Below are 12857 nucleotides of genomic sequence, written 5' to 3' on the forward strand. Positions count from 1 at the left end.
CATGCTTCAGGATCTGCGTCTTCCTATCGACAGTTTTGTTCCTGAAATTCAGAACCTGATGAATCAGGGACAAAACCTGGTCATCACGGCTGCTCCCGGAGCCGGCAAGACCACGCGCCTTCCCCCGGCTCTTTTACAAATCACCAAAAAGAAAATCATCGTCCTTGAGCCACGTCGAATGGCAGCGATTGCCGCTGCTCATCGGATCGCAGAGGAAAATGGGTGGACGGTGGGCGAAGAGGTGGGTTATCAGGTCCGCTTCGCCAACAAGACTTCCGCAAAAACAAGATTGGTATTTATGACCGAGGCCCTGCTGGCCCGGCAAATGATTGATGACCCAGAGCTGGCGGATGTGGAGCTTGTGATACTGGATGAATTCCACGAACGATCCATGCATGTGGATCTGGCGCTGGGGCTTTTGCGCGAACTTCAGGAACTGGGTCGCGATATTAAAATTCTGGTCATGTCCGCCACCCTGGAGGCAGAAAAGATCTCGTCTTACCTGGGCGACTGTCCGATCGTCAGCGTTCCGGGGAAATTATTTGAGCTGGATATCCGGTACCAAAAAGGTTCACAGGTTTTACAGACCTTTCCACAGTTCTTTGATTCTGTCGTTCAGACAGTCAAAGAAGCACAGCTCAATACCAAACACGACATCCTGGTCTTCCTTCCCGGTGTCGGTGAAATTGACCGGGCCAAAGAGGCCTTGCAGACCTGGGCAGACAGCAAATCAATTGAACTGATCCCTTTGCATGGTTCACTCAGCCTTGAAGACCAGCGCAAAGCTTTACAGAAGTCCTCGGCGCAGCGGGTGATTCTATCCACCAATATCGCCGAATCCTCGGTCACTTTGGATGGCGTGAACACGGTGATTGATTCCGGTCTTGCCAAGAATATGAAGCAGGATCATCGCACCGGGTTTTCCCGTCTGGAGCTGGGACGCATCAGCCTGTCCAGCGCCATTCAGCGCGCAGGTCGAGCGGCCCGTCAGTTCCCGGGGATTTGCTATCGCATGTGGAACAAGATGGATGAGCTGTCTTTCGGAAAATCCGAAGTGGCCGAAATCCAGCGTGTGGATCTGACAGAAAGTTTATTATTCCTCAGTGCGCAGGGTGTGACTGATTTTGATTCCTTCAGTTGGTATGAAAAGCCCCAGAAAGTCGCTATCGAAAATGCTCTTCGCTATCTGCGCATTTCCGGAGCCCTCGATGAGAGCAACAAGATCACGGCTCTGGGAAGAAAAGTTCTTCACTTCCCTCTCCCTGTTCGCCTGGCCAAGCTGATGCTGGTGGGGCTGGATCTGGGCGCAAGTGAATTGGCCTCCGAGATGGCCGCCCTGCTGCAAGAGCGGGACATTCTGCGCAAAGAGGCCGTAAGCGCTTTTCTGGGGGACAATCTAGAGTGCGATCTGAGTGCGCGACTGGAGACCTTACATCAGTTCCGCTTCAGCAAGAAGGCGCCCCCTGGGGCCCATTATTATTCCCTGCAAACTGTGGATCAATCTGCGCGGCAGATTTTGGATTTGGCCCGTCGCCTGCAAAAGGACTCCAATTCAGTCCAGGGTCTGAAAAAAGACCAACAACTGGCTTTAATCAAACGAATCATCTTCACAGCCTATGCCGATCGTCTGTGCCGACGACGCGGCAAAACTGAACGGGCCCTGATGGTTGGAGGCCGGGGCGTGAAACTGCAGAACGAAACCTTGGTGAAAAGTTCTGAGTTCTTTGTCGCCTTGAATGGCGTTGAGGGAAGCTCGGACGCTGAAACCATGGTCAGTCTGGCCAGTGGCGCGGACAAAGACTTTATTCTGGAACTTTTCAAAGACGGCATTCAAAAAACCAAGGACGTTTCCTTTATCGAGGAAAAGGGGCAGTTCTTTGCCCGGGAATATCGCTCGCTGTACGGCCTGCCCCTGGAAGAACCCAGCCTGACTCCAGCCTCAAGCTCCGAGATCGCAGAAAAACTTCCACAGATTCTGACCGACAAGTTTGATCTGGTTCTAAAAAACAACGAAGCTCTGGCCCATTGGTGGGAGCGTCTTGAGTTCCTGCACCGGCATGAACCGCTGTCTGTGGATTTCGAAAAGTTGAAAGTCGAGGCCCTGACTCAAGCCTGCATGGGCGAAAGCAAAATGCAGCCGGTGATGGAAAAAGATCTGTGTTTCTTCTTTGAAAGTGTCTTGCCTGCGGAGATCGCACAAACCCTGCGCAGGGAAGTTCCCGACCGTATCGAGGTTCCCAGCGGCAGTAAAATTCGTGTGGTCTATCCACCGGACAAACCACCCTATCTGGAAGTGCGTATTCAAGAGGTCTTCGGCCTGATGGAAACCCCGAAAGTCCTGCACAAAAGCATTCCCGTGACACTGCATTTGCTGGGGCCGAATTTCCGTCCGGTGCAAGTGACTTCCAGTCTGGAAAGTTTTTGGAAGAATGGCTATCCGGAGGTTCGCAAAGAGTTGCGTATCAAATACCCTAAGCACCAATGGCCCGAAGACCCTGCAGACGGAGTTCCAGAAGCCAAAGGGCGAAGACGGCAGTAAATCTCATTGCGAGACTACAAATGGAAACTTGAAGAACTCTTGAGTCAAGTTCCCCTCTTTAAATCCGAAGAATCCTCCAGCGCCACTGCGCTGGAGGATCCATGAAATTGAAGTACGTATTGTTGACTATCTCTTTGTCGTTCTTAGTTGCATGTGGGCAGGAATCCAAAGTCCGATCTGCAGCGAAGGAAGTAATTGAAAAAAACTACCACGACCAGATGGCAAAAACATTCAAGGGCAGTGAAAAAAGCAAAGTCTGGACAGAGTATGTCAATCTTGTAAATTCCAAATTCAAAGTTGAAATTGTAGACGTAAAAGTGGACGGCAACAAAGCCGAAGGGGTCGCCAAAGTAACAACGGCCGAAGATAAAACAGCGGGCGGTCTGGCTGTACTGTTAATGTTCGCCGCAGAGGGCATGGATAAAAAAGGTCAAACCTTAGCGCAAGGCTGGGAAGAGCTGCGAGCTAAAGACAAGCGAACTCCGGCAATGTCTGACTTCCCGACTGAAACCAAGGAAGTTCCTTTCACGGCCGTCAAAGAAGACACTTGGAAGGTAACTGCAAAAAAACCTCTGGCCAAAAACACCAAAGGTCCGAAAAACAAATAGATGACTTCGCAAAAGGCCTCTGAAAAGAGGCCTTTTCATTTTAGTGAACCTTCAGTTCTGCGGGAACAGATTCACAGGTGCATGCAGCGGCCTGCTGTTCTTCCCGAGATTCCAGATAAGCCAGGAAAGAAGCGGAACGAAACGTCAGATCGTACAAAGTATCCATGTCGATCACGAATTTTTCATCACCCAACTTAACGGCCACCCAGTTTTCAGTGATTTCTTCAAATGCGATCTGCTCTGCCTCGATGAACTTCGATGTTTTCATTAGCCCCTCATTGAATAGAAGCCGATGACCAAACCTGGTTCGAAAGCAAATGGAACCGCTTCCAGATTGGGTTCGTCGGTCAGACGGCCCTGCTCTTTGCCAGCGACATCCTCTTTCACCAGGAAGGACGGCAGTGGCAGGCGCGGCGTTTGTTTCGCCTGAAGATACACTTGATTTTCGTAGGCTTCAGGAGTCAACGCGACCTTGTCACCCACTTTGATCACCTGAGAACCGATGTTCACCTTCTTGCCATTCACCAAAACCTTGCCGTGAGAAACCAGCTGCCTTGCCGCTGGGATGCTTCCGGCAAAACCCAGACGGAAGATGACGTTGTCCAAACGTTTTTCCAGAATATTCACCAGTGCTTCAACCCAGTTGGTGGCTTTGGACTTTTTGGCTTTGTTAATCAAGCGGCGAAATTGTTCTTCGCGCAGTCCGTAGTGAAATCTCAGCTTTTGTTTTTCCTCAAGTTGCAAAGCGAATTCAGAGTACTTTCGGCGTTGCAAGCCGTGCTGACCTGGAGGATAGGGGCGTCTTTCCAGAGCGCCCGCCTTCCCCATACCGGGAAGTTCGGTCAAGAGTCTTCTCTGTCTTTTAAAGCGTGGTGTTTTACCTTGTCTGTTCATAAATCAATTTATCCTTCACTGTCGTGTCGTTGATTTAAAAGGACTCTGACAGAAAGAACAGCAATTCATAAAAAACAGACTTGATTGAAAGCGCGAAGAAAACCGACTGAAAAGAAACTGAGACTGCAAACAAATTGAAAACAGAAAAATCAAGGCGTAATTCTATGTACGCCGACGAACGCCCAACGCAGCAGATGAGGTTCTGAGGCGGGCAAAAAAAAAGCCGGTCAAAAAGGGGCAGCCAGGATTTGCTTTCTAATCACTGGGTGTGCCTTTTTCACCGGCTAAGGTTGGTCAATTACCAACCGGCCAAACGGCGACGACGACTTCTTTTTCGAACTGGAGCACTTGTTCCACTGCTCTCCCCTTGATGGGTGTTCGAAGCTGGTACCGTCTGGATTGCTTCTGTCTGCTTCATAGCCGAACTCCTTTCGCCTAGATTAAGAACTCCTCTAGTATCGCAGAGATGCGCAGCGGCATGCGAAGCTTTTAGTGTGAGATTTGGGTCATGAAAATAGGATGAGAATATTCAGGACTTAAAAAGAGGCTTTACGCCCCACAGCGGTCCGATGAACAAAAGCTGCAAGCACTTGAAAATAAATAGCTTTTTCACTTCAATACTGTGGCCAATGATTTACCTTATCCAAGCCAGGATAAAGATCAGGACCAAGGGCCAGATTGGTGAAATAACCTGACCGAGAGCGTAAATAAGAAGGAAACTCACAGAATCTGCAGGATGTTATCTCTGCGTGGCCAGGGGGCCTACGACCGTTGCTCCGGCGGGAACATCGCGAATCACCACCGCATTGGCGCCAATCATCGCTCCGTCCCCGATATGAATCGGTCCCAGAATTTTGGCACCAGTTCCAATCAGAACCTTGTTACCGACTGTGGGGTGACGTTTGACCGGATCAAACTTCAATCCCCCCAAAGTCACACCGTGAAAGATGATGCAGTCATCACCAATAACCGCTGTTTCCCCGATCACCACACCAAACCCGTGATCGATCACCAGGCGTTTTCCCAAAGTCGCCCCGGGGTGAATTTCAATACCCGTCAACCAACGGGAAATTTCAGCCACCAGACGGGCCAAAAAATACAACTTCAAAATATAGAAGTGATGAGCCACTCGGTGCAAGGCAATGGCCTTCGGCCCCGGATACAGCAAACCAATTTCCCACAGCGATTTGGCGGCGGGATCATAGTTCTTATAAGTCTTTAGAAGTTCCAACACACGGGACATCATCACTAGTATTTCTCATTCATATCGTCGAGCAGGAAGTAGCGGTCAAACAGTTCACTGTACCGGGACCACTTTTCCCCGGAGCCACGCTCGTTGTCCATGATGGTTTTTACCGTGGCCACTTTACTGTCGAAATCATCGACCATCGCCACAACCATCGCTTCCAGGAATTTAGGACGCTTCGGAGATCCATATTCCAATTTGCCATGATGACTTAAGATAATATGCTTGCAGATGTCACGCAGTTCCTCAGAGAACCCAAGAATGCGAGAGGACTTTTTATCTATCAATTCACAGGCGATCTGCATGTGGCCGATCAAACGACCCCGGTCCGTATAAGAAATGCCGTTGTCATACGACAATTCCCACACCTTGCCGATGTCATGGAAGATAGCCCCAAACAAAAGCAAATCCCGATTCAGGAAACTGTAGTGAGTCCCCATAAAATCCATGATTTTGCAGATAGAAAGAATATGTTCCAGCAATCCACCCAGCCACGCATGGTGAATGGATTTGGCTGCCGGAGCCCGCAAAACCAATGGGCGAATCTCGGGATCTTCTAAAGTATCCAACACCAACTGGCGCAGATAATCGTTCTTCATGGTTCGCACCATCTGCAACAGCTCCACCAGCATATCCTCGGAATTACGAGCCGTTGCCGGGATGAAGTCCGCCATGTCAACCGTCGAACTTTCCACCCGCTCCAGGCGATGAACGATCAATTGCTTACGATTTTGAAAGATCTGCACCAGACCTTTCACTTTCAGAATATCGCCCACTTCAAATTCGCGCGACAATTCATCGACCCGGTCCCACAGACGTGCATCAATGCTGCCCGTGGCATCACCCAACTGAAGACCCATAAAAGGGCGTCCGTTTTTACCGACAGAAACATTCTTTTCCTTCACCAGAAAAAGAGAGTCCACATTTGATTTATCCTGAAGACTCTGGACTGTTTGTCTTTCCATCAGCGCTCCTCGCAGAAATACTGGGGCAATTGAGTGTTCGTGAACTTCACCTGGGCCAGATAGACATCCGTGCCTTTTTCCGCGGCAAACAGGAAGTTGCCGCCCAACACACTCAAGTGGCGTTCCTGTGTGCTGTTCACCTTCAGACCCTCGGCCTGCATCTTTTTAAAGAACTCATTCGAAATATCAAAGAATTGATTGCAGCCAGCCCCAAAGACTTCACTGCCAATACGGCGCTTGCGGGCTTTACTGACAAACAGAACTTTCTTGTTGGTCGCATCCGTGAATGCCGGGAACTCAAAGCCCACATAGAATGTGCCACGTTTTCCGGTGATAAATCGGGACAGATCAACTGTTCCACCCCCTTTGGGAAGGGCGATTTTCAGCGCCTCCCCCTCGACCACACCGGGATTCTTTTCGACCAGGAAAACATTCACTTCCGAGAAGATCAAATTCTTGGAAACCACCGCAGCGCCTTCGGCCGAGGTCTTAAATTCCATCAGGTCCCAAGCCTGCCGTGGAATTTTGACCTCTTCAGGCAGGTCGTCCGCTTTTATTTCGTGATATTCAGATACCTGATAGCCGGGCTCCTTCGTGCAGGCGCCCAACAAAAGAAACATCCAGATACTTAAAGCCTGGACGAACCGCTTCATCACTCAGACTCCAGTTGATCCCTCAACTCCAGCAAAGGCAGATAGTTGGGTTCCGCCTGCAAACCGGCGCGAACATAGTCATAAGCCATAGGACGATTGTTACTCTTCATCATCACCCAGGCAAGACCATACAAGGTCGGAGCACTTCGCTTGTCACTGGCATAGATGTGAGTGTAGGCGGCCTGAGCACACGCCATATCCTGAGTGATGATACAGATGTCACCCATCAACAAATTTTTAACCGAAATCTGGGACAGCTCGGGCATTTTCAGAATAGCCAGAGCTTCCGGCAAGCGACCGACCTTGGAAAGATAGCTGGCCTGTGTAATCAGCACATAAGGATCTTTCGGAGCTTCAGCCAAGGCTTCCTGCAGGGTTTTGGAAGCATCGGAATCACGATTGACTTCCATCAGACAGATCGAGCGCAAAGCCTTGAGTTCAGCATGAGGTGGCTGCTTTTTGAAAGCCTCCGCACAGTATTTTTCCAGATAGTCCCACTGGGTAAAGCGCCATTCCACCTGCAATGGATGGATGTAGTTTCGGGCCTGTCCGGGCATTTCCGCCAGGAACTGCACCACAGCGCGGTTCACACCGTCCACATCCCCCATCAAACTTTGTGCATAAACCAGGAACAACAAAAGCTCCTGGCGCAGATAACCCGTTTTCTGGATGTTGGCTTTGATGTCGTTAACCAAAGTGCTCAGGAAGTTCGGATCGTTGGAGGTTTTGGCATATTCCACAGAAGCCATGGCCTTCCCGAACAAGGCCAGAACAGAAGCGGGATTCTTGCGATAGATGGCATCAAAATCACGCATGGCTTCGCCGTAGTTCCCTTTTTTAAGCTGGATGATCGCCAGATTCAAAAGGGCGGAAATATTAAACGGCTCATGACCGATGGCTTTTTGTAAGGTGTCTTCCGCCTGCTTTAGATCACCATCCATCATGTAAGAAACGGCAATCCCCAGATAAGCGTCCACAATTTCTGATCGGCTGCGATTTTCCTGCACCAGGGCTCGCTCCAAAATACGACGACCCATCAGACTTTGACGGTCTTCAGAAATCAGCACCGTCGCCATCTGAACCTGGGATTCCATGTCCGGTTCTTTCAACTTGGAAGCACGTTGATAAGCTTCCAGGGACTTTTCATACAAGCCCAGGGACTTGTAACGCAAAGCCTGGCTCATCAGCTCGTCGTATCCCATGGCTTTGTTTTTATCTTTTTGGGTCAGTACAACAAACACCACCCCGACAACCACGACTGCCGCACCCAAAAGGGCCCAGCGCATGATGTTGGATTTGCCACGAATTTTGTCCTGCAAGCGGGCGTCGCCAGAGGCGCCGTAGCTTTTGGTGACAGTCGCCGTGGCCGTTGTTCGGCTGGCCGGACTTTGCGGAATCGGAGTGACATCCTTGATGTCACGAATCGGCGGTGGAGTCAGATCCAGATTGGGCACTGGCGTCGGTGTCAGTGTCATCTCATCAGAAATCGGCAGTACATCCGTGCGGGTCATCGTATGATGAGCGATGGACTGGGTCATGGTCTGCTCAGAGCTGCTGTCCTGCTCTTCACGAATGTTTTTTACGATATCCATGAACAGCTTGTTTTCGCGGATGTAGCTCCAGCGACCTTCGGTCTGACGAACCTCATCAATGATCGAGATTTGTTTAGTGCGCAGCTGCTCGGTGACTTCAGCCAGAGTGAAGGGTCCAAGAATCCTCGTGGAAGATTTTACTAACCAGTTCTTCTCTGAGCTGCTCACGTTGTCACCGTTCATATGTTAAAAAGGCGCCTTGGTTAGAAGTAGTTTAAGATCGTCGTTCGTCAGGAACAAACCTGCTCCGAGATAACCCGATCGTGCTCCCTGCTGATCGAACGCATCGTTGATCCCCCCGGTGATATAAATCCCGCGGTACAATGTGTAGGACAAGGAACTTCGTACATTTGTATTGCTGAATTGGAAAGCCTCGGCAGTGAACTTCAGTTTACGGCGGAAGAAGAAGTAGTCGATACCGAAACCACCGTTGTTTTCGATCACGCCCCCTTTAAGGGTCAGATCCCAGAAGTTCTTAGCAAAAAGAGCCGTGATCTTAATTCTATTCTCGTAAGTTTTCTTCTCAGTGTAATCACCGGGACCCACCGTCCCTGCCCCTGGACCTGTGATCTGAGTGCGGGTTGTTTCAACCACACCTGCAGGATCATCCACCACACCAATATAATAGTAACGGTCCAGCCCTGGCTGGATCTGCACACCGATATGGGTCTTGGTCGCACCCACTTCACCCAGGTATTCGCCGCGGAAATCAAACGCTGTCTGGATGCGGTTGGCTGAATCCAGCATGCCGCCCAGGCCGTCGATCGCTGACGTCAGGTTCTCGGAAGTTTGTTCGTCGCTGATCAGCTTACCCAATGCGCCTTCACCCTTGTTGATACGCGTGGTGATGTCGTCCAGGTTTTTCACAGAATTCGACAAGCGCTTCCAGGTTTCTTTCAAGCCCGATTCGCTTTTGTCGTTCATGACTTCTTGCAGGTTGGCCGTGATATCATGGATATCATCCACAATGTCGCCAATCTTTTCCTTGTTATCCGTCGTCATTTGCGCCAGATCACCGGTCAAGGTCTCAATGTTTTTCACGATGCGGCCCAGAACATGGGCGCGAGTGCCATCCGCAGAGGTCGCTTCCTGAAGATTGCGGGCCACTTCCTTCAACGAAGAAGTCACTTCAGAAACCTGAGTCATCAGGTTTTCAAGATTGCCACCTTCACGAATGCTCAGGATCTGGGCATTGTCTTCCAAAGGAGGATCCGTCGGAGATCCGGGATACACTTCCACGTGCTTATCCCCCAAAATCCCCTGGGCCTTAATTTCGATGGCGGCTGAAGTTGTCAGCGGAATGTCGGATTTCAAAGTGATATCCACACGGGCCATCCCGTCCTGCAAACGGATGTCTTTAATAACACCGACAGGAATACCTGCGGAACGAACTGCGGAGTTTTTCACCAGTCCGCCAGCATTGGGAAGAAGGAACCAGGCTTTTTTGGACCGGCCAAGATACGATGGATCGTCGCTGACCTGCATAGACATGACCGCGATGAGAGAGCCCACCACAATCACCATTAATCCAACTTTAAATTCAGCTGCGCGAAGCCAATTCATTGATGTTTCATCCCTTTATTCACGAACCTCTTCACCAGTTCAATATCGGTGTTGAAGAAGTCCTCTGGAGTACCAAATAACAGAACCCGGCCACTATCCAACATCGCGATATGGTCGGCAATCCTAAATGCGGCGGACAAATCATGGGACACCATGATGGAAGTTACGCCCTGCTTTAACTTATGAGTACTCAGAATCAAATTATCCACCATTTCAGTCAGAATGGGATCTAAACCCGTGGTCGGCTCGTCATAGATCAGAATTTCTGGATCTAGGGCGAGAGCTCGGGCCAGGCCTGTTCTTTTCTGCATACCACCACTGATTTGGCTTGGAAGTTTGCCATAATGTTTGGACTCCAAACCGACCTGATGAAGCTTCTCTTCAGCTATACGAAGGACTTGTGCGGGCTTCAAATCCCGACGATGCTCCTGCAAGGGGAAGCAGACGTTTTCAAGAACCGTCATATCGTCAAACAAAGCCGCCGACTGAAATAACACTCCAAACTTACAACGAAACTTGGTCAGTTCATCCGGAGACAAGGTCGAAAGATCCGTCCCCAGCACTTCAATCGTACCGGAGGTCGGCTTAAACAATCCCAGCAGATGCTTCAACATCACACTTTTTCCGGTCCCGGAAAAACCAATGATCGCAGTCAGACTGCCTTTGGGGATTTCCAGATTGATGCCCTTAAGCACGAACTCATGCCCGCCATCAAAGGACTTCTTCACATCGCGTAATGAAATTGCTGATTCAATCGCCATTATGTAATCCCCACCAGACTATAGAACAAGCGGATCAGATTGGTTGCAAAGTAATCCAGGATAATAATTCCGACCATGCTTTGCACGACTCCTTGATTCGTGGCCTCTCCCACCCCTTTGGCTCCGCCCGTGGTATTGAATCCGCGGTATGTACACATCAGCGCAAAATAAACACCAAAGATCATACCTTTGATAAGGCCTTCGTTGATGTGACGGATTTCAATGAAGTCGGCAATCTTCTGCCAGAAAACGGCCTCGTCCAAAGCCAGCATTTTCACACACAGGAACCAGCTTCCCAACATCGCCACAAAGTCAAAAACAGCGACCAGCAAAGGCATGCAAATAAAAGCCGCCACCAAGCGAGGCGAAACAAGGTACTGCTTGGTGTTCACACCCATCACGTCCAAAGCATCAATCTGCTCATTCACGCGCATGGTTCCCAATCTTGCCGCCATCGCACCACCGGCACGAGCCGCCACGATCAATCCTGTCAATACAGGCCCCAGCTCACGCGTGATCCCCAGAGCGACCGTCGGACCAACCATGTTCACAGCATTAAAAAGCTTAAAACCCAGATACAACTGCAACGAAAGCGCCAGACCCGTAAAACCACCGGTCAGACAAATAATGCCAATGGACTGATTTCCGATAAACTCCATATGGCGAATGATTTCGGCAAAACGCGAAGGCTTGGCGAAAATCAGCCGGATGCTTTCATTGAAAAACAGAATAATTCTGCCTGTCGAGGTCACAAGGCCCGACACAGTACCCATAAAGTACCGTCCCAACCCAAACACGGCTCTGTACAGTTTTTGCGACAGAGTCATTATTTAACCTCCAACTTCTTCCGAAATAAAACCCGCGGCGGCCCCCGTGTAAACACGAGGCACCCTTTCCCCCACACTGGTCAGCATTTCCCAGGTAATGGTCCGCGCCTGCGCAGCCAGCTCTTCCGGGGACAGGAAAGTACCATCAGATCCGTAACCAAACAAGGTCACTTCCTGGTCTTTAAACTGCTTCAAGTCCCGCCCCTGCACAACATCTGTCACATCCAGCATCAGATAATCCATACATATATTGCCAACCAAAGGAACTCTTTGCCCCGCAAATAAAACCGAAGACTGATTGGACAGAATACGATGATAACCGTCAGCATATCCAATAGGAACTACGGCAATAACGGACTCGCGCGGGGCCTTCCAGGTGCCACCATAAGAAACCGTTTCACCGATGCGAAGGTGCCGATAGGTTGCCACGTGTGATTTCAAACTCATGACCGGCTTCAGGTCCCCGAAGTTTTTCTGTACCAGCGGGTTGTAACCATAAATCAAAAGGCCCGGGCGCAAGCCCCAGTTCTGCAGGAACATCGGATGGTCCGCCGACGCCCCCTGATCCCGCAACAGCATGGCGCTTAAAATCCCCGCACTGTTTAAAGCATGACAGAAAATATTAAATGGTTTGAACAACTCACTGACTTTATGAAGTGCCCGCAACTGAGTCGCGCTAAAACCCTGAGGGTCCATCGCATCTTCACCGTTAAACAAGTGGGTCACCAATGCTTTCAGGCGGATCTTTTTATTCTGCCACAGTCGATCAAAAAGCTTTTGCGCTTCTTCCGGACGAAATCCCAAACGATTCATGCCGGTATCAAACTTCAAATGAATCCCGACAGGCCCCGTCGCCGCGTCTTCCAGGTAATCAAGTTGCTCCCACGACGTCACTACCGGGGTCATATTGTACTGAAGAATCTTTTCCGCACCTTCGCGATCAAAACCGCGAAAGACCAGAATCTCGGCCTTCACACCGAAGTTTCTTAGCAGCAAACCTTCTTCAATCAGACAGACACCCAAATGACGAATTCCCAGAGTTTCCAGAAAGCGCGCCAACTGCACGTCCCCATGGCCATAGGCATTGGCCTTCACCATCGGACACAAAAAAGGCACTTGCGGGAACGACCGCTGCAGCACCTGAATGTTGTGCTGAAGATGATCCAGGTTGATTTCCGCAAAGGTGCGTCGGTACATTTCCATTCTTAA

General features: G+C 50.1%; 12 protein-coding genes. 2 read left to right on the forward strand and 10 right to left on the reverse strand.

Going from position 1 to position 12857, the window contains the following annotated elements:
• Position 1: 1 nt before the first annotated feature.
• Together hrpB and ACZ50P_RS13895 are read left to right on the forward strand one after the other, a co-directional pair.
• The gene (gene hrpB, locus ACZ50P_RS13890; protein ID WP_464131835.1) at positions 2 to 2539 is read left to right on the forward strand and encodes an ATP-dependent helicase HrpB; all 2538 of its coding nucleotides are present in this window, start codon (positions 2 to 4) and stop codon (positions 2537 to 2539) included.
• 101 nt (positions 2540 to 2640) lie between these two features.
• On the forward strand, positions 2641 to 3147 hold the full coding sequence (locus ACZ50P_RS13895; protein WP_464131837.1) for a hypothetical protein: 507 nt from the start codon (positions 2641 to 2643) through the stop codon (positions 3145 to 3147).
• A gap of 40 nt (positions 3148 to 3187) precedes the next feature.
• On the opposite strand, the gene ACZ50P_RS13900 is transcribed toward ACZ50P_RS13895, so the two are convergent.
• From ACZ50P_RS13900 to alr, 10 genes are all read right to left on the reverse strand, one after another.
• On the reverse strand, positions 3188 to 3415 hold the full coding sequence (locus ACZ50P_RS13900; protein ID WP_464131839.1) for a hypothetical protein: 228 nt from the start codon (positions 3413 to 3415) through the stop codon (positions 3188 to 3190).
• Positions 3415 to 4041 carry a 30S ribosomal protein S4 gene (gene rpsD, locus ACZ50P_RS13905; RefSeq protein WP_464131841.1) on the reverse strand — a complete coding sequence of 209 codons (627 nt, stop codon included), beginning with the start codon at positions 4039 to 4041 and terminating at the stop codon, positions 3415 to 3417. Before rpsD ends, ACZ50P_RS13900 begins: the two co-directional genes overlap by 1 nt.
• 739 nt (positions 4042 to 4780) lie before the next feature.
• Entirely contained in the window at positions 4781 to 5287 is a 507-nt protein-coding gene (cysE, locus tag ACZ50P_RS13910) for a serine O-acetyltransferase (RefSeq protein ID WP_464135218.1), read from the reverse strand.
• 2 nt (positions 5288 to 5289) lie between these two features.
• Positions 5290 to 6252, reverse strand: a complete 963-nt coding sequence (locus ACZ50P_RS13915; protein ID WP_464131843.1) for a 3'-5' exoribonuclease YhaM family protein — start codon at positions 6250 to 6252, stop codon at positions 5290 to 5292.
• Positions 6252 to 6905 (reverse strand): hypothetical protein, encoded by a 654-nt coding sequence (locus tag ACZ50P_RS13920; protein WP_464131845.1) that lies wholly within the window; start codon positions 6903 to 6905, stop codon positions 6252 to 6254. Before ACZ50P_RS13920 ends, ACZ50P_RS13915 begins: the two co-directional genes overlap by 1 nt.
• Positions 6905 to 8665 carry a tetratricopeptide repeat protein gene (locus tag ACZ50P_RS13925; RefSeq protein ID WP_464118290.1) on the reverse strand — a complete coding sequence of 587 codons (1761 nt, stop codon included), beginning with the start codon at positions 8663 to 8665 and terminating at the stop codon, positions 6905 to 6907. The genes ACZ50P_RS13920 and ACZ50P_RS13925 overlap by 1 nt, the downstream gene beginning before the upstream one ends.
• An 18-nt stretch (positions 8666 to 8683) precedes the next feature.
• Positions 8684 to 10060, reverse strand: a complete 1377-nt coding sequence (locus tag ACZ50P_RS13930) for an MlaD family protein (RefSeq protein ID WP_464118291.1) — start codon at positions 10058 to 10060, stop codon at positions 8684 to 8686.
• Positions 10057 to 10821 carry an ABC transporter ATP-binding protein gene (locus ACZ50P_RS13935; RefSeq protein WP_464131847.1) on the reverse strand — a complete coding sequence of 255 codons (765 nt, stop codon included), beginning with the start codon at positions 10819 to 10821 and terminating at the stop codon, positions 10057 to 10059. The genes ACZ50P_RS13930 and ACZ50P_RS13935 overlap by 4 nt, the downstream gene beginning before the upstream one ends.
• Positions 10821 to 11648: an MlaE family ABC transporter permease gene (locus tag ACZ50P_RS13940; protein ID WP_464131849.1), complete on the reverse strand. Its 828-nt coding sequence runs from the start codon at positions 11646 to 11648 to the stop codon at positions 10821 to 10823. The genes ACZ50P_RS13935 and ACZ50P_RS13940 overlap by 1 nt, the downstream gene beginning before the upstream one ends.
• 3 nt (positions 11649 to 11651) lie before the next feature.
• Positions 11652 to 12851, reverse strand: a complete 1200-nt coding sequence (alr, locus tag ACZ50P_RS13945; RefSeq protein WP_464131851.1) for an alanine racemase — start codon at positions 12849 to 12851, stop codon at positions 11652 to 11654.
• Positions 12852 to 12857: the final 6 nt, after the last annotated feature.

Source organism: Bdellovibrio sp. CKG001 (assembly GCF_055397465.1).